The organism is Pseudodesulfovibrio sp. (assembly GCF_028692895.1).
Classification (GTDB): Bacteria; Desulfobacterota; Desulfovibrionia; order Desulfovibrionales; family Desulfovibrionaceae; genus Pseudodesulfovibrio.
In genome coordinates, this window is record NZ_JAQUWN010000042.1 from 9,875 (window position 1) to 29,883 (window position 20,009).

The 20,009-nt window shown below is 67.9% G+C and carries 16 protein-coding genes; 13 read left to right on the top strand and 3 right to left on the bottom strand.

The window, feature by feature from the left end; translation table 11 throughout:
• The first annotated feature begins 201 nt into the window (after window positions 1-201).
• Together PHP91_RS11230 and PHP91_RS11235 are read left to right on the top strand one after the other, a co-directional pair.
• Window positions 202-1,179: a 4Fe-4S binding protein gene (locus tag PHP91_RS11230; protein WP_300140559.1), complete on the top strand. Its 978-nt coding sequence runs from the start codon at window positions 202-204 to the stop codon at window positions 1,177-1,179.
• 131 nt (window positions 1,180-1,310) lie between these two features.
• Window positions 1,311-3,287, top strand: a complete 1,977-nt coding sequence (locus PHP91_RS11235; protein WP_300140561.1) for a cation:proton antiporter — start codon at window positions 1,311-1,313, stop codon at window positions 3,285-3,287.
• A gap of 501 nt (window positions 3,288-3,788) precedes the next feature.
• On the opposite strand, the gene folD is transcribed toward PHP91_RS11235, so the two are convergent.
• Window positions 3,789-4,646, bottom strand: a complete 858-nt coding sequence (gene folD, locus PHP91_RS11240) for a bifunctional methylenetetrahydrofolate dehydrogenase/methenyltetrahydrofolate cyclohydrolase FolD (protein ID WP_300140563.1) — start codon at window positions 4,644-4,646, stop codon at window positions 3,789-3,791.
• Between the two features lie 483 nt (window positions 4,647-5,129).
• Here folD and PHP91_RS11245 point away from each other — a divergent pair, with 483 nt between their 5' ends.
• Window positions 5,130-5,939 carry a hypothetical protein gene (locus PHP91_RS11245; RefSeq protein ID WP_300140565.1) on the top strand — a complete coding sequence of 270 codons (810 nt, stop codon included), beginning with the start codon at window positions 5,130-5,132 and terminating at the stop codon, window positions 5,937-5,939.
• A 100-nt stretch (window positions 5,940-6,039) separates the two neighbouring features.
• Here the strand turns inward: PHP91_RS11245 and eno are convergent, their stop codons facing one another.
• Window positions 6,040-7,329 carry a phosphopyruvate hydratase gene (gene eno / locus PHP91_RS11250; protein ID WP_300140567.1) on the bottom strand — a complete coding sequence of 430 codons (1,290 nt, stop codon included), beginning with the start codon at window positions 7,327-7,329 and terminating at the stop codon, window positions 6,040-6,042.
• 296 nt (window positions 7,330-7,625) lie between these two features.
• On the opposite strand from eno, the gene PHP91_RS11255 reads away from it, so the two are divergent.
• Together PHP91_RS11255 and PHP91_RS11260 are read left to right on the top strand one after the other, a co-directional pair.
• Complete coding sequence (locus tag PHP91_RS11255; RefSeq protein WP_300140569.1) at window positions 7,626-9,578, top strand: methyl-accepting chemotaxis protein; 1,953 nt, start codon at window positions 7,626-7,628, stop codon at window positions 9,576-9,578.
• A 177-nt stretch (window positions 9,579-9,755) separates the two neighbouring features.
• On the top strand, window positions 9,756-10,343 hold the full coding sequence (locus PHP91_RS11260; RefSeq protein WP_300140571.1) for a DJ-1/PfpI family protein: 588 nt from the start codon (window positions 9,756-9,758) through the stop codon (window positions 10,341-10,343).
• Window positions 10,344-11,056: 713 nt separating this feature from the next.
• Here the strand turns inward: PHP91_RS11260 and PHP91_RS11265 are convergent.
• Window positions 11,057-11,821, bottom strand: coding sequence for a type III pantothenate kinase (locus tag PHP91_RS11265; RefSeq protein ID WP_300140573.1), 765 nt, complete (start codon window positions 11,819-11,821; stop codon window positions 11,057-11,059).
• A gap of 146 nt (window positions 11,822-11,967) precedes the next feature.
• Here PHP91_RS11265 and PHP91_RS11270 point away from each other — a divergent pair, with 146 nt between their 5' ends.
• The 8 genes from PHP91_RS11270 (at window position 11,968) to PHP91_RS11305 (ending at window position 19,936) form a co-directional block, all read left to right on the top strand.
• The gene (locus PHP91_RS11270) at window positions 11,968-13,011 is read left to right on the top strand and encodes a hypothetical protein (RefSeq protein WP_300140575.1); all 1,044 of its coding nucleotides are present in this window, start codon (window positions 11,968-11,970) and stop codon (window positions 13,009-13,011) included.
• Window positions 13,012-13,014: 3 nt separating this feature from the next.
• Entirely contained in the window at window positions 13,015-15,501 is a 2,487-nt protein-coding gene (locus PHP91_RS11275) for a cytochrome ubiquinol oxidase subunit I (RefSeq protein ID WP_300140577.1), read from the top strand.
• 130 nt (window positions 15,502-15,631) lie between these two features.
• Complete coding sequence (locus PHP91_RS11280; protein ID WP_300140579.1) at window positions 15,632-16,180, top strand: hypothetical protein; 549 nt, start codon at window positions 15,632-15,634, stop codon at window positions 16,178-16,180.
• Between the two features lie 4 nt (window positions 16,181-16,184).
• Entirely contained in the window at window positions 16,185-16,610 is a 426-nt protein-coding gene (locus PHP91_RS11285; RefSeq protein ID WP_300140581.1) for a pyrimidine dimer DNA glycosylase/endonuclease V, read from the top strand.
• 80 nt (window positions 16,611-16,690) lie between these two features.
• Window positions 16,691-17,410 carry a TylF/MycF/NovP-related O-methyltransferase gene (locus PHP91_RS11290; protein ID WP_300140583.1) on the top strand — a complete coding sequence of 240 codons (720 nt, stop codon included), beginning with the start codon at window positions 16,691-16,693 and terminating at the stop codon, window positions 17,408-17,410.
• A 12-nt stretch (window positions 17,411-17,422) separates the two neighbouring features.
• Complete coding sequence (locus tag PHP91_RS11295; protein ID WP_300140585.1) at window positions 17,423-18,196, top strand: transporter substrate-binding domain-containing protein; 774 nt, start codon at window positions 17,423-17,425, stop codon at window positions 18,194-18,196.
• Window positions 18,193-18,828, top strand: a complete 636-nt coding sequence (locus PHP91_RS11300; RefSeq protein ID WP_300140587.1) for a class I SAM-dependent methyltransferase — start codon at window positions 18,193-18,195, stop codon at window positions 18,826-18,828. Before PHP91_RS11295 ends, PHP91_RS11300 begins: the two co-directional genes overlap by 4 nt.
• Window positions 18,829-18,919: 91 nt before the next feature.
• Window positions 18,920-19,936, top strand: coding sequence for a TIGR00341 family protein (locus PHP91_RS11305; RefSeq protein ID WP_300140589.1), 1,017 nt, complete (start codon window positions 18,920-18,922; stop codon window positions 19,934-19,936).
• Window positions 19,937-20,009: the final 73 nt, after the last annotated feature.

Consider the following 20,009-nt stretch of genomic DNA (forward strand, 5'->3'; position numbering starts at 1 on the left):
AAGCCCTCCGCCAACAACTCCCAACTCCCGCGCTACTCGCCCGCGCAGCGGAGATGGGGGTGCAGGGGCTTTGTCCCTGCCGGGTCCAGGGCAGAGCCCTGGCCGTCGGAGACGCCCGCCGGCGAGGCGGCCGCCGGAGGCATTCCCTGCACCGCGTGCACATGCTTGCGCCCCGTGGCGATCGGGCGTAGGCCCGCGGCCATGCAGAAGATTACTCCCTCTCGGTTCCGGTTGGCTGTTCAGGTGTTGTTCGCCTTGTTTTGCGTCTTTGTCGGCGTTCGGTTTGCGGCGTTTCTGGCCTGGGCGGGGGGTCGGTCCGAGGTGTATGTGGCGCGGCCGGGGGCGGTGGAGGGCTTTTTGCCGATCAGTGCGCTGCTCGGGTTGCGGCAGTGGCTGGCCACGGGGCAGTGGGACCGGGTGCATCCGGCGGGGCTGACCATTTTGCTGGCGCTGCTGGCCATGGCGTTTTTGTTTCGCAAGGGATTTTGCGGGTATGTGTGCCCGGTGGGGTTGTTGTCGTCGCTTTTGGAGCGGTTGGGGCGGCGGTTCGGGCTGGGCGGGACGCCGCCGCGCAAGGTGGATTTGGCGTTGACCGGGCTCAAGTACGTAGGGCTCGGATTTTTCCTGTTCACGGTGTTTTTCGGGATGGATTTGCGGTCGGTGCAGGCCTTCTTGAACGCGCGCTACAACATGGTGGCGGACGCGCGCATGTTGCGGTTCTTCACGGACCCGTCCGGGCTGTCGGTGGCGGTCATCGGGGCGCTGGCGGTGTTGTCGGTCCTGGTGCGCAATTTCTGGTGCCGGTATCTGTGCCCGTATGGGGCGCTGCTCGGGTTGTTTTCCTGGTTCGGACCCACGGCGGTGGTGCGGGACGAGGCGGCCTGCGTGCATTGCGGCCGGTGCACGCGTGGCTGTCCGGCCGGGATCGAGGTGGAGTCGAAGCGGGCGGTGCGCACGCCGGAGTGCGTCGGGTGCGCCGAGTGCGTGGGCAACTGTCCGGTGGACGGGTGCCTGACGGTGCGCGTGGCGGGCCGGATGCGGCTTCCGTGGTGGGCGACAGGCGCGGGCGCGGCGGCTGTGTTGCTGCTTTTCTGGGCCTGGGCCGAGGCCACGGGGCATTGGGACGCCGGGCTGCCGCCCGCCATGTTGAAGCGCCTCTACGCCATCCTTCCCGGCTAGGCTGCGATCGGCCCGGGGATTCCGAAAAGAGTTGAATCTCCCCGGGATTGTTGCCATCATTCCCAATCGGCGGCGTTTATCGACCGGCAAGCGTGCCGGGAGAGAAAAGGAATCAGGGAGCGGCTCCGGCAATGGGCATAGCGGCGGACATCGTCCTTCTGGTGGTCATCGGCCTGGTCTGCGGACTGGCGGCCTATAGGCTCAAGCAGCCGCCCATCATCGGCTACATCGTGGCGGGCGTGTTGCTCGGCCCGTTCACCGGCGGCCTGACGGTCTCCTCGATCCACGAGATCGAGAAGCTGGCCGAGATCGGCGTGGCCCTGCTCCTGTTCGGCATCGGCCTGGAATTCTCCCTGGACGACCTCAAGCCCGTGCGCAAGGTGGCGCTCATCGGCACGCCCATCCAGATCGTGCTGGTCATCGCCTTCGGCTGGCTGCTGGGCGGCTGGCTGGGCTGGGACTGGCAGGCCTCGCTCTGGCTGGGGTCCATCCTCTCGCTCTCAAGCACCATGGTCATCCTCAAGACCATGGAAAGCCAGGGCGTCATGGGCACCCTCTCCAGCCGGGTCATGATCGGGATGCTCATCGTCCAGGACCTGGCCGTGGTGCCCATGCTGGTGGTGCTGCCCACCCTGAGCCACCTGGAGTCGGGCGGCGCGCTCCTGGGCTGGGCCGCCGTCAAGGCCGCGCTGTTCCTCGCGCTCATGATCGTGGTCGGCAAGAGGGGCATCCCGTGGCTGATGCGCCGCGTGGCCCGCACCGAGTCCTCCGAGCTCTTCCTGGTCTTCGTGGCCGCCCTGGCCCTGGGCATCGGCTACGGCACCTGGCTGTTCGGCCTGTCCTTCGCCTTCGGCGCGTTCGTGGCCGGGCTGGTGGTCAGCGAATCCGACTACTCCCACCACGCCCTGACCAGCATCCTGCCCCTGCGCGACCTCTTCGGCCTGCTCTTCTTCGCCTCGGTGGGCATGCTCCTCGACCCCGCCTTCCTGCTCGGGCACTGGCCCGTGATCCTTGCGCTCACCCTGGTCGCGGCCGTGTTCAAGGGCACGGTCTGCGGCGTCATAGCCCGGCTCTTCGGCTACGTGAACATCGTGCCCCTGGCCGTGGGCCTGGTCATGTTCCAGGTGGGCGAGCTGGCCTTCCTCCTGGCCGAATCCGGCCGCCAGGCCGGCGCGCTGGACCAGGACCAGTTCAGCCTCATCCTCTCCACCGCCATCGTCAGCATGATCCTCACCCCGCAGTCGTCGCGCCTGGCCGCCCCGGCCTACCGCGTGCTCGGCCGCTTCTTCCGCCACCCGCCCGCCACCATTTTCCGGCTGGACAACGAGGACGCCCTGCGCGACCACGTCATCATCGTGGGCGGCGGCCTGGTCGGCCGGTTCCTGGCCAACGTGCTGACCTCGGTCGGCGTGCCCTTCGTGGTCATCGAAGTCGCCCACCAGCCCTTTGAACGGCTCAAGGCCGACAACATCCCGGTCATCTACGGCGACGCCACCCAACGCCCGGTCGTCGAGGCCGCGCACCCAGAACGCGCCCGCATGGTCCTCGTGGCCGCGCCCTCCTTCGTGGTTGTGCGCCAGGTCATCGAATACTGCCGCGACATCGCCCCGGACCTCACCGTCATCGGCCGCGCCGTGGGCGAGGAGCAACTCCGCGTCCTGCGCGAACTCGGTGCCAAACAGGTCGTCCAGCCCGCCCTGGAAACCGGCCTCGAATACGCACGCAAGATGCTCCGACTCCTCGGCATGCCCCCCCTCGCCGTCCAGTGCTTCGCCGACGCCGTCCAAAGCGAAGGCTACGCCCAGATCTGCCAGGGCGACCAGCCGCCCGCAGGGGCGCTCCAGCAGATGGAAGCCCTGCGCGCCATGGACGTCGCCTGGGTCGAAGTCCTGCCCGACTCGCCCCTGAGCGGCCAGAGCCCCGCCTCCCTCAACATCCGCAAGACCACCGGCGTCTCCATCGTCGGCGTCATGCGGCACGGCGACATGCTCCCCAACCCCGCACCCGACCTCACCTTCCAGCCCGGCGACCTGCTCATGGCCATGGGCGGACCGGAGCAGCGCAAAGTCTTCCGCGAACGCTTCGCCCAACCGGACAAGGGCGAGTAGCTGCTGTCGACGGCTCTAAGACCGAGCGAACTCGGCCTAAGACCCGACGCGGCCCCCGGCAGGGACCCCCATCTCCGCCGCGCGGGCGAGTAGCCCCAGGGTTTGGGAGTTGCTTGACGGGCGGGCTGGGCGGGCGGCGGCTGAGACATTGAGAGAGGCAGGATTCTTGATCTGAGGATTGGCCTTCCCCTTTCCCCCTAAAAACACCCCGGCGCGGCGGGGACGAGCGGGCAGTCCGTCCCCGCGCATGAGTCGTTTTGCCAAGCTACGCCCCCGCGAAAGCGGCGAATGGTTTCCAGCTTCAGCCGTTGGCGAGTCTTCGAGCCTTACGGATGAAGACAGCAGCGACAAGGCTCGCCTTTGGCGGGCCCAGGGCAGCGCCCTGGCCTCCCCGGAGCGGCCGCCGGGGGCATTCCCCGCACCGATCTTCTGGCCTCGGCGCAAAAAAGGGCGGGCGCTTTCGCGTCCGCCCTTGTCGTCGTTGTTTCTCCGGTGGTGCGTTTAAGCGCCGACGTGGAGTTTGAAGGCTTCGAGGGTGTTGACCATGAGCTGTGCGATGGTCATGGGGCCGACGCCGCCGGGGACCGGGGTGATGGCGTGGACCTTGTCCTTGAGGGCTTCGAAGTCGCAGTCGCCGACGAGGCCTTCGTCGGTGCGGTTGATGCCCACGTCCACGACCACGGAGCCTTCCTTGACCATGTCGGCGGTGACGAAGTTGGGCACGCCGATGGCGGCGAAGACGAAGTCTGCTTCGCGGCATTCGGCCTTGAGGTCCGGGGTGCGGGAGTGGCAGAGGGTGACGGTGGCGTTGGCGCAGGGTCCGGACTGGGAGAGCATCATGGCCAGCGGTTTGCCGACGATGTTGGAGCGGCCGATGACCACGGCCTTTTTGCAGGCCGGGTCGAGGTCGTAGCGCTTGAGCAGGTTGATGACGCCCGCCGGGGTGCAGGGCTTGAAGCCGGGCAGGCCGAGGCTCATCTTGCCCACGTTGACGGGGTGGAAGCCGTCCACGTCCTTGTTGGGGTCGATGAGGTCGAGAATTTTCTGGGAGTCGAGCCCCTTGGGAAGGGGGAGCTGGACGAGGATGCCGTCCACGGAGACGTCCCGGTTGAGCTCCTGGATGAGGCCTTCCAGCTCGTGCTGGGTGGCGGTTTCCAGGCGGTGGGGCAGGGAGCGGATGCCGCAGTCCTCGCAAGCCCGTTCCTTGTTGCGCACGTAGACCTGGCTGGCGGGGTCCTCGCCCACGAGCACCACGGCCAGGCCGGGCTTGCGGCCGTATTTGGCCTCCAGCCCCTTGACCTCTTCCTTGATTTCGGCCCGGATGGTCGCGGCCGTCGCCTTTCCGTCGAGAAGAATCATGGTTGCCTCCGTTCGCCTCTGGCGGGGGGTGCCTCGGGCCGCCGGGGAGCGCTGTCGCGCGGGGTCCCGGCAATTCTCCGGACCCGGTCGGCTGGGACGACGCCGCAGGTTGGTGCGGGATCGGGAAGGGTGCCGAGCGCCGGTCGGGCCGGTGGCGTTGATGGGGTGCGGGTCCATGGGCCGGGCGGGACGCCTCCGTCCGGCGGACGCCGCTGCGGCGCAAGCCCCTGCGCCGCCCGTGTTGGGTGCTGTCTAAAGAAAAACGGATAAAGGCGCAACCCGCAATCGGACGGGGCGGGCGGATTTGGGCCGCGCCGGCCTGTCCGCGGCTCGACTTTCCTGAAAAAAAACATTGATATGGGGACCGCCGCTCGATACGCCTCAGACATGTTCTTGTTGCACGGCATATACGGGTTGTTGGGCTTTGTCCTTTGTTGGGCATGTCTGCTGCCGACGGCCGCGTATCCGTCGCAGTCCCTGAAGGTGGTCGTCCCGCCCGACGTGCTGCGCGACTATCAGGCCTTTCTGGACGGCCGTGACCCGCTGGCCGTCACCGACTATTCCGGCCCCCATTCGCGTCGGGACGTCATCGAGTGCGTGCTGTTCCAGCAGGCCCTCGCCCTGGGCGGGCTTACGGCGCGCGTGGGCATGGAGCCCGTTTCGTCCTATGGCCGCATCACGCTCGAACTGCAGTCGGGCGAGGCTCTGGCCGGTGCGACCTCCATCTGGCGCAGGGACCTTGCGCCGCTTGGCGACGACGTCCTCATTTCCCCGCCCATGATCCGCGAAGGAGAGTTCGAGGCCGGTCTCTATGCGTCCCCCGGCAACGAGCGGGCCATGGGGGCGCGGGACCTGGCCGACATCAGTCGGCTCACGGCGGTCTGCAACCCGCAGTGGGGGGCCGACTGGGATCTGCTGACGCGGCTGGGACCCGGCGGGCTGATGAGTGCGTCCGGTTGGCGGGTCATGGTCTGCATGACGAGCCAGGAGCGGGCCGATTTTCTCCTGGCCCCGTTCCAGCCCACGCCGGGCCTGCGCCTGGCCGCCTTCGGCGCCACGCTCGCGCCCATCCCCGGCCTGAAGGTGCGGATGCCGGACAGCCGCCACTTCGGAGTCTCCCGTCGCCATCCGCAGGGCGAGCGGGTTTTCCGCGCCCTGGTCGCGGGGCTGAAGCGCATGCGCGCGGCCGGGACCATTGTCCGGGCCTACACCGAGAGCGGCTTTTTCAACCCGGCCGTCAGGGACTGGAAGGTCCTGCACGGCCGACGCGACACCGCCGGATTCATCCGGTGATCCGGAAATGAAACGCCCGGCCTCTCGGGGCCGGGCGTTCGGGAAAGGAAAAGGGCCGGGGCCTCCGCCATGGAGGTCCCCGGCCCTTTGGCGTTCGTGGTTATTCTTCCTCGAAGAAGCTGCCCGCCAGGACGGGTCCGTAGTAGATGCCGTCGTCGGCCAGTTCCTCTTCGATGCGCAGGAGCTGGTTGTACTTCTCCAGCCGGTCGGAACGGCATAGGGAGCCGGTCTTGATCTGGCCCGCGTTAACGGCCACGGCCAGGTCGGCGATGAAGTGGTCGCCGGTCTCGCCGGAGCGGTGGGAGACCACGGTGGTGTAGGCCGCGGTCTTGGCCAGCTCGATGGTGTCCAAGGTCTCGGACACGGTGCCGATCTGGTTGAGCTTGATGAGGATGGAGTTGCACACGCCCCGGTCGATGCCTTCGGCCAGTATGTCCGGGTTGGTGACGAAGATGTCGTCGCCCACCAACTGGATGCGGTCGCCCATCTTGTCGGTCATGGCCTCGAACCCTTCCCAGTCGCCCTCGGCCAGGCCGTCCTCGATGGAGATCAGCGGGAAGCGGGAGGCGAGGTCGTCGTAGAAATCGATCAGCTCGGCCGAGGACAAGGTCTTGTTCTCGCCCGCCAGGACGTACTTACCGTCCTTGTAGAACTCGCTGGCGGCGGCGTCGATGGCCAGGCAGATTTCCCGGCCCGGCTCGTAGCCCGCCTCCTCGATGGCGCGGATGATGTACTGGAAGGCCTCGGCATGGGACTGGAGGTTGGGGGCGAAGCCGCCCTCGTCGCCCACGCTGGTGACGTGGCCGTCCTTGGCCAGGATGGACTTCAGCTTGTGGAAGGTCTCCGCGCCCATGCGCAGGGCCTCGGCAAAGGTCTCCGCGCCCACGGGCATAATCATGAACTCCTGGATGTCCAGGTTGTTGGGCGCGTGCTGGCCGCCGTTGATGATGTTCATGAGCGGCACGGGCAGGACCTTGCCGTTGACGCCGCCCAGGTACTGGTAGAGCGGCAGGCCCAGGAAGCGGGCCGCGGCGCGGGCCGTGGCCATGGACACGCCGAGGATGGCGTTGGCGCCCAGGCGCTCCTTGTTCTCGGTGCCGTCGAGCTCGATGAGGGCGTTGTCCAGGCTGACCTGGCGCAGGGCGTCCATGCCGATGACCGCGCCCGCGATCTCCCCGCGCACGTTCTCCACGGCGGTGAGCACGCCCTTGCCGCCGTAACGTTCCTCCTTGTCGCGCAGCTCCAGTGCCTCGCGCGAGCCGGTGGACGCGCCCGAGGGAACGGCAGCCCGTCCCACGTCGCCGGATTCCAGGATGACTTCGACTTCAACAGTGGGGTTGCCGCGGGAATCCAGTATCTCGCGAGCCCAAACGCCGGTGATGGTGCTCATTGTCCACTCCTTGGGATATGTTCATTAAAAATTGAGGGCCGATGGAATGCGCCAATTCTAGACGAATTTTGCGCGATGCTCAATTCAATATACCCGCGCGGGAGAGGGAACAGTTATTTTTTCACCCAACCGCCTCTTTCCGGCCCGGCCCGTCGCCGGGCGACCGGCAACCGGATTTCCGATTATAATACTCACGAACTTCCCCCTCGCATAACGTGTAAGGCAATGTCCTGTCCCGACCCCGGCGCTCCGGGGTCATGGCTGCAATGCGAAAGCATCTACACGGAGTATGGTGAATGCGACTCTCAACAAAGCTTTACCTCGGGTTCGGCACTGTCCTGGCGCTGCTCTCCCTGCTGGGCGCAGTCTCCTTCTGGGCCATCAGCAACGGCAACGGAGGATTCTCCCGGTATCGACAACTGGCCAGGGACACCAACCTCTCGGGCCGGTTGCAGGCCAACATGCTCATGGTCCGCATGAACGTGAAGGACTTCATCATCACGGGCAGCGCCCAGGACCTGGCGCAGTACTCGGACTACTTCAAGAAAGTGGCCGGGTTCCTGGAGGAAGCGCAAAAGGGGATCGCCCTGCCGGAGCGCGCCCGGCTCATCGACGACGCGTCCTCCCACGTCGCCGCCTACGGCGCGGCCTTCGACAAGGTCTCCAAGCTCCAGGCGGAGCGCAACCGGCTCATGGCCGAAAGCCTCAACGCCCTGGGGCCCAAGATGGAGCAGGGGTTGACCCGCATCCTGACCGAGGCCGGGCAGAACGACGACTCGGCCACGGCCGTGCGAAGCGGCGCGGCCCTGCGCAGCCTTCTCCTGGCCCGCCTGTACCTGGCCAAGTACCTGAACGCCAACGCGCAGGAGGACGCGGATCGCACCCGCAAAGAGGGCAAGGACTTCCTCGACCAGATCCAGCGGCTCGGGGCCATCGTCCACACGAACGGGGAACGCCAGCGCATCGCCGACACCGAGGCCATGGCCGCCGATTATTTCGCGGCCTTCGAGCAGCTCGTCCTGGCCATCTCCGACCGCAACGAAATCATCGACAAAAAGCTCAACGCCATCGGCCCGCAGGTCGCCAAGGACGTGGAGGACGTCAAGCTCTCCATCATGGCCGAGCAGGACGAGCTGGGCCCGAGGGTCCAGGCCGCCAACAACCGGACCCTGGTGGTCATCGTGGTCCTGGGGCTGGCCGCACTGGTCATCGGCCTGGGCACGGCCCTGCTCCTCATCCGCGGCACCCTGCGCCAGCTCGGGCGCGATCCCGGCGAAATCGCGGACATCGTCGGCGAAATCGCCCGGGGCGACCTGAACGCCCGGTTCGACGACAACGCGGCGGGCGTCTATGGCGACATGAAGGAGATGACCGCGCAGTTGACCTGCGTGGTCTCCGACGTGCGCACCGGGTCCGACAACGTGGCCGCGGGCAGCAACGAACTTTCCTCCTCGGCCCAGACCCTGTCCCAGGGCGCCACAGAGCAGGCGGCGTCCATCGAGGAAATATCCTCGTCCATGGAGCAGATGGTCTCGGCCATCCAGCAGAACACGGAAAACGCCGGGTCCACCCAGTCCATCGCCGACAAGGCGGCCCGCGACGCCGAGAAGTCCGGCACGGCCGTCACCCAGGCGGTCACGGCCATGAAGAGCATTGCGGAAAAAATCTCCATCATCGAGGAGATCGCGCGCCAGACCAACCTGCTGGCCCTCAACGCGGCCATCGAGGCCGCCCGCGCGGGCGAGCACGGCAAAGGCTTCGCCGTGGTGGCCGCCGAGGTGCGCAAGCTGGCCGAACGCAGCGGCCTGGCCGCGGGCGAGATCAGCGACCTCTCCGCCACCACCATGGACTCGGCCGAAATGGCGGGAAACATGCTGTCCGAGCTGGTGCCCAACATCCGCCGGACCGCCGAGCTGGTCCAGGAGATCACCGCCGCCAGCATCGAGCAGAACGCCGGGGCCGAGCAGGTCAACCAGGCCATCTCCCAGCTCGACGCCGTGATCCAGCAGAACGCATCGGCCGCCGAGCAGATGGCCTCTGCCAGCGAGGAACTCTCGGGGCAGGCCACACAGCTCAAGCAGGCCATGTCCTTCTTCAAGCTGAACCACGGCGCGTTCACGGCCGCCACGGTCCGTGTCGCCCGGAAACCGGCGGCCGCCCTGCCTCCCGCCGGTGGACGGAAGGCCGCCAAGACTTCCGGCGGCTTCGACATGGACCTGGCCGGAGGCGACGAGTTCGAGCGGTTCTAGCCGCCCGCGCATCGTTGCCGAATCGTCACGCGGCCGGACGCGGAGCGTGCTAGCGTGCGTGACCCGCCCGAAGCGTCGGCGCGGTATTCCGCGCGCCCGTTGTGCGGCGCACGGGCTGTGTCGGCGCGAGGAGCGGGATATGTTGCAACATCCCCGACAACCATTCAGGAGGACAAAATGTCTGCCAAAAAGATTCTCATGCTGGTCGGCGACTTCGTCGAAGACTACGAGGTGATGGTTCCGTTCCAGATGCTGCTCATGGTCGGGCACGAGGTCCACGCCGTCTGCCCGGACAAGAAGGCGGGCGAAACCGTGGCCACGGCGATCCACGATTTCGAGGGCCACCAGACTTATTCCGAGAAACCGGGCCACAACTTCCTGCTCAACGAGGACTTCGCCACGGTGGACCCGGCCGCCTACGACGGCCTGGTCATCCCCGGAGGCCGCGCACCGGAGTACATCCGGCTCAACCCGCGCGTGCTGGAGATCGTGCGCCACTTCGCCAACGCGAACAAGCCCATCGCGGCGGTCTGCCACGGCCCGCAGATCCTGGTGGCCGCCGGGGTGGTGAAAGGCAAGAGCTGCACGGCCTATCCGGCGGTCCGCCCGGACCTGGAGGTGGCTGGAGCCACCTGGGTCAATCCCAACGAGACCTTCTCCAGCGCCCATGTGGACGGCAACCTGGTGACGTCTCCTGCGTGGCCGTCGCACCCGGCGCTGATCGCGGAATTCCTCAAGCTGCTGGGGACGAAGATCGAGCCGTAGTTCGATATCGATGGTGAACACACGAAAGGCGCCGGAGGAGTCCGGCGCCTTTTTCGTTTGTTTGGCGCGTGGATGGGGAAGAGAAAGGCGGAAAGATGGGAAGAGAGAAAGGCAAAAAAGGAGCCGCCTCCGGCGGGACCTCATTCAGACGGTTTCGCGTCCTGAAGGCGCGACTTACTTTTTGACCAGAGCGCCAAAAAGTAAGCCAAAACCGCTCTTTGGTGTGCCTCGCCCCACGCCCCCGGCCACGGGGCTGCATTGAGGGAAACTTGCTTAATCGCCGCTGCGGCAAGCAGAAGTCCGGACATCCGCAACGGAAGGAGCTGAAGGCAATCGTCCGGGGCCGTAGTTCCTTCCAGTTAATCCGTACAAGCCCAGCCCTGTGTTCCGGCGCTTAGCAGCCGACCAGGCGGGTAAGGCGGCTCTGCTGTGCCACCCGGACGGTTTTGTGCAGTCTACGAATTTTCGCGGAGGAACGGCGTGTAGCTTTTCCAAGAGATGGAGCCGTCCCGCTTGGATCGGATGCTTGGCGACGCAACACGTCGGCGGCCAAGATACCCGCAAGGGCCTTTTTTTGCTTCTTTTTTTGGCCCAGCAAAAAAGGAAGCGCCGCCCGCGCAGGGCATTAAAAAAAATTTGGAGGGGGGAAGCGAACGCTTCCCCCGGCTCTGGCCGGACTTCCAAGCTACTGCTGGCCTTTCTCTTCTCTCACATCAATCATTGTAATACGCCATCCACAACCCCTCCATGACGAGATCCGGACGAATCTCGTCAATGGTCTCGGCCACCTGCGCGATGGTCTGCGCCAACCCCCCGGTCGCGACCACGAACGGGTCCTCCATCCTCCCGGCCAGCCGGTCCACCAGCCCGTCGATCATGCAGGCGAAGCCGAAGACCAGCCCCTGGTTGAGGCATTCCTCGGTGGTCTGGCCCCAGGTCAGCTCCGGCGACGCGATGGCCAGGTCCACCTGGGGCAGCTTGGCCGTGCCCCCGGCCAGGGCCGAGGTGGAGGAGAGCACGCCCGGGCAGATCAGCCCGCCCATGAAGGCGTTGCCCTGCACGCAGGCCAGGGTCGTGGCCGTGCCGAAATCCACCACGATGAGGTTCTTCGCGTCATAGGTCAGGCGGGCCGAAAGGCAGCCGACCAGAATGTCCGCGCCGGTCTGCTCGGGCCGGGCGTAGCGGTTCTCGATGTCGATGGTGATGTCGCGCCCGGCGAACAGGGCGTCGCAGTCCAGGAAGCGACGGGCCATGCCCTTGATGAGCGGATCAAGCGGCGGCACCACGGAGGAGATGACGCACGCCTCGATGGAATGCGGGTCCACGTCCTCGCGACGGAGGATGGACTCGATCTTGAGCCCCCAGTCGTCGGCCGTGTTGGCCGGGCGGGTGGGCAGGGTGTAGCTCTCGCCCAACCCCTCGTCGTTGGCCAGGCAAATCTTGGTGTTGGTGTTGCCCGCGTCGAACAGCAGTATCATGGCGCTCCTCCTTTCGCGCTTTCTACCCGTTTCCCGGCAAATGGCAAGGGAACCGGGCCGGGATGCGAAAAGCGATATTGTCCAATCCGGTTGAGAACGGCCTACAAATGATCTATACATGGGCCCCAAGACCAAGGAGCTATCCCATGAATCCAGCGTCCCTCATTCCGGTGGCCGAGCCGTTGCCCATCCCCTGGGGATGGTTCGACATCCTGCTCGTGCTGACCTTTGCGGTCCACATCCTGTTCATGAACGCCCTGCTCGGCTCGGCGGCCATCGGCCTGCTGCGCGCCATGAAGGGCGACGCGGGCCTGGCCCGCGACGTGGGGGACAAGGCCCCGCCCCTGCTGGCGCTGACCATCAACTTCGGCGTGGCCCCGCTGCTCTTCCTCCAGGTGCTCTACGGCCACTTCGACTACGTCAGCTCAGTGCTCATGGGCGGCTGGTGGCTGGCCGTGATCCCGGTGCTGATGGTGGCCTACTACGGCTACTACGCAGCCAAGTTCGGCTGGGAGTCCATGGGGGCGGGCAAACGCAACCTGCTGCTGGCCGTGGCCCTGAGCTGTCTGCTCTACACGGGGTTCATGCTGACCAACAACATGACCCTGATGCTCCTGCCCGAGGCCTGGACCGAATACTTCACGGCGAGCGGCGGGTTCCTGAACCTGTCCGACCCGACGCTCCTGCCGCGCTACCTGCACTTCATGGTCGGGGCCCTGGCCGTGGGCGGGCTGTTCATCGCCCTGCTCGGGCGGTCGAAGGAGCGAGACGACTACGTGGCGACCGGCATGACATGGTTCACCCGCGCCACCATGGTCAACCTGTTGGTCGGGTTCTGGTTCCTGCTGTCCCTGCCCAGGCCGATCCTGCTGCTGTTCATGGGCGGCTCCCAGCCCGCCACCATGGTCCTCCTCGCCTCCCTGATCGGGGCCGGGATGGCCATCGTGGCGGGGCTGCGCAAGGACCCGGTGAAGAGCGCGCTCTGGGCGGTGCTGACGGTCCTCTTCATGAGCCTGACGCGCAACTGGCTGCGCGCCTTCTACCTAGCCCCCTGGTTCACGGCGGAATCCACGCCGGTGACCAGCCAGTATTCGTCCTTCTACCTGTTCCTCGGATTCCTGGTCGGCGGCCTGGGGCTGATGGGGTACATGATGAAGCTCTACCTGCGCTCGCGCGAAAGGAGGGCCTAGGCCATGGAATATCCCATCTGGCAACTGACGACCCTGGGCGGCGGGTTCTGGATCGCGCTGATCGCCACGCTGCACGTCTACGTGGCCCACTTCGCGGTGGGCGGCGGGCTCTTCCTGGTGCTCAGCGAGCGGGCGGCCTACCGGACCAACAACATCGACCTGCTCAACTACACGCGCAAGCACTCGCGCTTCTTCCTGCTGTTGACCATGGCCTTCGGGGCCGTGTCCGGCGTGGCCATCTGGTTCACCATCGCGCTGCTGGCCCCGGAGGCGACCATCACGCTCATCCACCAGTTCGTGTTCGGCTGGGCGGCGGAGTGGGTCTGCTTCCTGGGCGAGATCGTGGCCCTGCTGATCTACTACTATACCTGGGACACCATGGACCGGCGCGACCACATGACCGTGGGCTGGCTCTATTTCCTGTTCGGATGGCTCTCCCTGTTCCTGATTAACGGCATCATCGGCTTCATGCTCACGCCGGGCGACTGGATCAGGACCAAGGACTTCTGGGACGGGTTCTTCAACCCGACCTTCTGGCCGCAGCTCGTGTTCCGCACCCTGTTCAGCGCGGCCTGCGCCGGACTGTTCGGGTTCGTCACGGCCACGCGCATCGCCGACGACGCCACCCGGGTCCGGGCGGTTCGGGCCTGCGCGCTCTGGACCGTGCTCGGCGTGCTGGCCACCATCGCCTCGGGCTGGTGGTACGTGGCCGCCCTGCCCGACGCCCAGCACCAGCTCTTCGCAGGCGGGTCCCACCGCGTGGCCGGGTTCCTCCAGTGGTTCTGGCTGTTCGGCATCCTGACCCTGATCGGCGGCCTGGGCTTCGGCCTCAAGATGCCGAAGAACGTCAGCTTCCCCCTGGCCCTGGTGGTCCTGGCGGCCGGGCTCGGCCTGTTCGGCTCCTTCGAGTTCCTGCGCGAGGCCGCGCGCAAGCCGTACCTGATCTGGGACTACACCTATTCCAACTCCATTCAGAAGGCGATGATCCCGGTCATCGACCAGAACGGGGCCCTGGCCTCGGCCAAGTGGACCCCGCCCGGGCTCCGGGACGGCATCACCGATGAGAACCGCATGGAGGCGGGGCGGTTCCTCTTCCAACTGGAATGCGCGGCCTGCCACTCCATCGGCGGCCCCATGAACGAGATCGGCAAGCGCACGAAGATGTACGACGCCGACGGGCTGGAGGCGCTGCTGACCGGGCTCGGCAAGCTCAACCGCTACATGCCGCCCTTTGCGGGCGACGACGCGGAGAAGCACGCCCTGGCCGTCTACATCGCCGAGGGACTGAACGGGCGCAAGGCCACCACGGCCGACGTGCCCGAACCGGGCGTCTTCGACCCCGCGCCCTTCAATGCGGAGAGCGACGAATACGCCCTGGTGGCCTGGGCCGCCTCGGGCATGCAATTCTACGCCGCCTCGGGCAAGTGGACCCTGCTGCCGCCCCAGGCGGTCATCCGGGCCCAACTGGTCAAGCGCGACTCCCTGCCCGAGCTGGTGAACGCGGGCGTGACCCTTTCCTACGAGCTGGAGCCGGGGACCGAGGGGGACAGCCCCACCGGCAAGCTGGCCTGGCGCGAGGACGCCGGGCGATTCGAGGCGCGGCTGGCCCCGCAGGCCTGCCAGGCCGGTGAATTCCAGCCCCTGCCCATGGTTACGGTGACGGCCCGGGACGACCAGGACACCGTCCTGGCCACGGCCCGGGTGGCCCTGCCGGTCAGCAACCAGTTGGCCTGCCGGTCCTGCCACGGCGGAGAGTGGGCCAGGGCCGGCTCGGGCGTTTCCGACGCCACGGTGGCCGAGATTCTGGCCACCCACGACCGCATGAACCGGACCGACCTCGCCTCCCGCGCGAGCGTGGCCTGCGCCGACTGCCACGCCGACGCGGCCCAGGACGCGGCGGGCCTGCCGCAGTTGCCCTCCCTGTCCGCCGCCATCCACGGCGCGCACGCGGTCTATCTGGCCGGGCGCGACGCGGACCGCTCCTGCCTGGCCTGCCATCCGAAGAACACCCTGCGCGGGCGGCACGACGAGGCCGGGCTGACCTGCGTCAACTGCCACGGCTCCATGACCGGCGTCGCGTCCGCCCTGCTCAAGGGCGACGGAGCGCCGGGCTCGGCCGCGCTGCTGGCCGTGGTGGCCCCGTCCGGGGCCGACAAGGTCGCGCCGCGCCAGCCGTGGACCATGGAGCCCGACTGCCTGACCTGCCACGAGGAATTCGGGGCGCCGGGCTCGGACGACGCCTCGGGACGCTGGACCAAGGACGCGGCCGGGCTCTTCTCCTCCCGGCGCGACGACCTGGGAGCCGTGGCCTGCGCCGCCTGCCACGGCAGCCCGCACGCCGTGCATCCGGCGGCCAACGACCGCGACAACGCACTGCCCATGCAGCTCATGGGCGAAGCCGCCACCCTGGGCGCAAACGGGCACTGCCCGGTCTGCCACGTGGACGCCATGGACGACCCGGCCCACCACGCAGGCATGGGCCTCAACTAGGCCCGCCGTCCGCAGGAAGCGAAAGGAAACGGCCCGGCTCGACAGCCGGGCCGTTTTTCGTTCGCCTTGAAATCGAACCGGCTTCGTGTACCATGGCGCAACGGCGAAAATGCAAGCAAAAGGGGTGCCCATGTCCGGCGACAAGTTCGAGTTCTACCTCACCGAGGTCAAGGCGGGTTGGCTTGAGGCCCGCATCGTCCTCAACGGCTCCCACCACGACCTGAGCGCCAACGCCAACTTCTCCGAGCCGATCAAGGACGTCTGCCGCTGCCTGGCCGATTCCCACGGTCTGGAGGGGCCGGTGGACATGAACCGGGACTATCGCCACCTGGAATTTGAATGGGTGGGCGAGGGCTGGCTCTACTATTGGGTCGTGACCCCGCGGCCGGGCGGCCGGCTGCGCCTGAGCGTGGAGTTCAAGGGCAAGCGCGAGGTGGGCGGCAAGGAGTATCCGGTCTGGAAGCTGGACATCGACACGGACTGGGCGTCCTTCGCCCGCCAGGCCTTCACCCAGGCCTCCGAGCTGCTCTGGCTCCACGGGTTCACCGGTTATTACGACCGCTGGACCAAAGATTTTCCCGCCGCCGACCTGATGCGGCTCGGCCACCTGCTGCACGGCCAGCCCGTGGACACCGACGACTTCTCCCGCGAGATCGGCTACCTGGCCGAAACGCGCTGACCCCATGCGCCTCTGGACCGTCCATCCGCGCTATCTCGACGTCAAGGGCCTGACCGCGGTGTGGCGGGAGGGCCTCCTGGCCCGCGCCGTGCTCCTGGGCCGGACCAGGGGGTACGTCAACCATCCCCAGCTCGTCCGGTTCCGCGCCGCGCCCGACCCGGTGGCGGCGGTAAACGCCTACCTCGCCGAAGTTCTGGCCGAATCCCGCCGCCGGGGCTACCGCTTCAACGCCTCCCTGGTCGACCAGGCCCAGGCCGCGCCCATGGCGGAGACCGAGGGCCAACTGGCCTACGAATGGGCCCACCTGCTGCGCAAGCTGGCGGACCGCGCCCCGGACCTGCGCCGCGCCTTCGCGGCCGTGGACCGGCCGGACCCGCACCCGCTCTTCACCCTGGTCCCCGGCCCGGTGCGCGACTGGGAAAAACGCTGAGCCCGGCCATTAGACAGCCCCCGGCTTTTGCGGCATAGTCGGGTCAAAACTCCGTCCGCAACCTCTACCCGGACCCGACCATGAAGCTGCGCATCCCCCAGGACATCGAGTACAAGGACATCAACGACCCGGCCTTCGCCCGCATGGCCTCGGTCTGCGCCCCGTATTCACTGACGGTGCTGCGCGGGCTGGAGCCCTTCTACGCCCTGTACAAGGCAGTGGAATACCTCGTTAAACACAACATCACCGGCGACTTCGCCGAGTGCGGGGTCTGGCGCGGCGGCTCGATGATGCTGGCGGCCCTGGCCTGCCGCCACTTCGGCGACCAGACGCGGCGCATCCACCTCTTCGACACCTTCGAGGGCAATCCCGAGCCCCGGCCCGAGGACCTGGACTGGGACGGCCAGGACCCGCACCCGACCTGGGAGGAATACCAAAAACGCGGCATGAAGTGGGGCTACGGCGGCCCTCTCGAAGACGTGCGCAGGAACGTGCTGACCACGGAATACCCGCAGGACCGGTTCGTCTTCGTGCCCGGCCGGGTGGAGGAGACGCTGCCCGGCGCGGCCCCCGGGTCCCTGGCCCTGCTCCGGCTGGACACGGACCTGTACGAGTCCACGGCCCACGAGCTCAGGACCCTGTATCCGCGCCTGGTCCCCGGCGGCGTGCTCATCGTGGACGACTACGGCTACTACCAGGGCGCGCGCAAGGCCACGGACGAATATCTGGCCGAAACCGGAGCCGTCATCCTGCTCAACCGCATCGACGCCTCGGTCCGCCTGGGCGTCAAGGTGGCCTGACCGGAGTCCGCCATGCGCACGGCCCTCGCCCTCATTCCGCTCGTCCTCCTGCTCTGCGCCGCCGCCCCGGCCCAGGCAGAAGCCCCCCCGACCGACGACCCGTGGGCGGCCAAGCCGGTCTGCAACTTCGGCATGCCCTACCTGGGCCGGGCCGTTCTCCCGCGCCAGGCCGGAATGATAACGGCCATCCTCCAGCGCGTCTTCGAGCCCGAGGGCGTGGTGCTCAGGCACCGGGCCATGCCCTACCACCGCGCCGTGGCCGAGGTGGAGCAGGGAGACATCCAGTGCACCCTGAGCATCGGCGACGCCCCGCCGCGCCTGCTGCGCGCCGCCCATCCCGTCTTTCTCTACGATCTGGCCGCCGCCCGGCTGACCGCCACGGAGTGGCAGGGCCCGGCCTCGCTTGCCGACAAGCGCGTGGCCTACCTCCACGGGTTCGACCTCGCCGCGATCCTCAAGGTCCGGCTTACGCCCCAACTGGTCTACGACCTGAGCTCGGCCTTCCCGCTGCTCGAACAGGGCTTCGTGGCCTACATCCTGGGCGAACGGGGACTGCTGGAGGCCGCGCGGCGGGATTCCGGCCTGCACTCCCACCTCTGCGTCATCGAGCCCATCAGGACCCTGCCCACCTATCCGGTCTTCGCTCCCACCGAGGCGGGCCGGGCCTTCCGCGACTTCTACGACCGCCGGATGCGGGCTCTGGCCGCATCCGGCGACCTGGCCGAAATCCTGGCCCAAAGCGGCCTGTCCGAGGGGCTGGCCAGGCGGCTTCTCCAGGCGCAATGACCCCGGCCCCGGACGAATACGCCCGCATCGCGCCCCACTACGACCGGGTGGTCGGCACCTTCCTGCGCCCGGTGCACCGGGCCGTGCTCGACGCCCTGCCCGACCCGTCCCTGCCCCTGCTCGACCTGTGCTGCGGGACCGGGCTGCTCACCGCCATGGCCGCGGCCGAGGGACGGCAGGTGGTGGGGCTGGACCTCTCCCCGGCCATGCTGGCCCGGTCCGGCGCGGGAGCGTCCGGCCGGTTCGTGCTCGGCGACGGCGCGGCCCTGCCCTTCGCCTCGGGCCGGTTCGGCGCGGTGGCCATCTGCTTCGCCCTGCACGAGAAACCGGCCCCGGTCCGGACCGCCCTGCTGGCCGAGGCCGTGCGCGTCCTCCGGCCCGGCGGCGCGCTCCTGGTGGCGGACTACCGGGTCCCGCAATGCCTCGGCGAGCGGCTCATGGGGATGGGCGTGGCCCTGGTCGAACGCCTGGCCGGGCGCGAGCACTTCGCCTGTTTCCGGGCCTTCCGGCGGGCGGGCGGCAGCCGCGCCGAGCTGGAGCGGGCCGGGCTCCCCGCCCTGCGGACCGCGCGCTTTCTGGGCGGCGCGGCGGGCGTCTATCTGGCCCGCGCCGGAAGCTTCCCGGCCCCATGACAAGAGGCCGCCCGGTCCAGGCGGCGACCGTCGGAATAAAGCGAAAGGGGCGACCCTTCCCTCCCGCGCGCCGAAAGGGTACACTCCCGCCATGCCCCTGCGCGTCATCGAACTCATCACCCCCCGCCAGGACAAGGACGAGGTGGTCAAGTCCCTGGAGGAGCACCGCCCCGACGAGGGCTACGTCTACTGGGCCTCCCCCCTGGACGACGACACGGCGCTCTGCTTCCGCATCGTGCTCGACGTGGAGGAGTCCGAGGACGTCATGGACAAGCTGGAGAACCTCTTCGCCTGGAGCGAGAAGTACCGCATGGTGGTCTACGAGGCCCAGGCCACCCTGCCGCGCCTGAGCGAGCCGCCCGAGGACAAGCCCGAGGAGGCGGCCCCGGAGAACGGCAAACGCCGCAACCGGCTCAGCCGCGAGGAGCTCTACACCGACGCCCTGGACACCTCGCTGCTGACCCGCAACTTCGTGCTCCTGACCCTGTTTTCGGCCCTCATCGCGGTCATCGGCCTGGTGCGCGACAGCGTGGCGGTGATCATCGGGGCCATGGTCCTGGCCCCGCTGCTGGGGCCCAACGTGGGGCTCTCCCTGGCCACCACCCTGGGCGACCGCGAGCTGGCCCTGGCCGCGTCCAAAACCCTGGCCGCGGGCGTCGCCCTGATCCTTGCCCTGGCCTCGGCCTACGCCCTGGTGTTCGGCCTGCCCGCCCACTCGGCCGAGCTGGCCTCGCGCAGCGCCACGTCCTATGCGGACATCGTCCTGGCCATCGTCTCCGGCGCGGCCGGGATCATCTCGTTCACTTCGGGCGCGCCCACCTCGCTGGTGGGGGTGATGGTCGCCCTGTCGCTGCTGCCGCCGCTCACGGCCTGCGGGCTCTTCCTGGGCGCGGCGGACCTGCCCCGCGCGGCCGGGGCCGGGCTGCTCTTCCTGACCAACGTCATCTGCCTGAACCTGGCCGGGGTGACGACCTTCCTGCTCCAGGGCATCCAGCCCCTGACCTGGTGGGAGCAGAAGCGGGCCCGGACCGCCGCCCTGCGCAGCGTGGCCATCTGGGCCGGTCTGCTCCTGCTGCTCCTGGCCGCGCTCTACCTCTCCCACCGCTAGGGCCGGGGCCGCGCCAGCCCGGCGAGGTCTTCGAGTTCACCCACGACGACCAGGGCCGCCGGGCGGTCAAGTA

Coding starts and splice junctions, on each gene's coding strand:
- PHP91_RS11230 (WP_300140559.1), top strand. CDS start 202: ATGCAGAAGATTACTCCCTCTCGGTTCCGGTTGGCTGTTCAGGTGTTG.
- PHP91_RS11235 (WP_300140561.1), top strand. CDS start 1,311: ATGGGCATAGCGGCGGACATCGTCCTTCTGGTGGTCATCGGCCTGGTC.
- folD (WP_300140563.1), bottom strand. CDS start 4,646: ATGATTCTTCTCGACGGAAAGGCGACGGCCGCGACCATCCGGGCCGAA.
- eno (WP_300140567.1), bottom strand. CDS start 7,329: ATGAGCACCATCACCGGCGTTTGGGCTCGCGAGATACTGGATTCCCGC.
- PHP91_RS11255 (WP_300140569.1), top strand. CDS start 7,626: ATGCGACTCTCAACAAAGCTTTACCTCGGGTTCGGCACTGTCCTGGCG.
- PHP91_RS11260 (WP_300140571.1), top strand. CDS start 9,756: ATGTCTGCCAAAAAGATTCTCATGCTGGTCGGCGACTTCGTCGAAGAC.
- PHP91_RS11265 (WP_300140573.1), bottom strand. CDS start 11,821: ATGATACTGCTGTTCGACGCGGGCAACACCAACACCAAGATTTGCCTG.
- PHP91_RS11270 (WP_300140575.1), top strand. CDS start 11,968: ATGAATCCAGCGTCCCTCATTCCGGTGGCCGAGCCGTTGCCCATCCCC.
- PHP91_RS11275 (WP_300140577.1), top strand. CDS start 13,015: ATGGAATATCCCATCTGGCAACTGACGACCCTGGGCGGCGGGTTCTGG.
- PHP91_RS11280 (WP_300140579.1), top strand. CDS start 15,632: ATGTCCGGCGACAAGTTCGAGTTCTACCTCACCGAGGTCAAGGCGGGT.
- PHP91_RS11285 (WP_300140581.1), top strand. CDS start 16,185: ATGCGCCTCTGGACCGTCCATCCGCGCTATCTCGACGTCAAGGGCCTG.
- PHP91_RS11290 (WP_300140583.1), top strand. CDS start 16,691: ATGAAGCTGCGCATCCCCCAGGACATCGAGTACAAGGACATCAACGAC.
- PHP91_RS11295 (WP_300140585.1), top strand. CDS start 17,423: ATGCGCACGGCCCTCGCCCTCATTCCGCTCGTCCTCCTGCTCTGCGCC.
- PHP91_RS11300 (WP_300140587.1), top strand. CDS start 18,193: ATGACCCCGGCCCCGGACGAATACGCCCGCATCGCGCCCCACTACGAC.
- PHP91_RS11305 (WP_300140589.1), top strand. CDS start 18,920: ATGCCCCTGCGCGTCATCGAACTCATCACCCCCCGCCAGGACAAGGAC.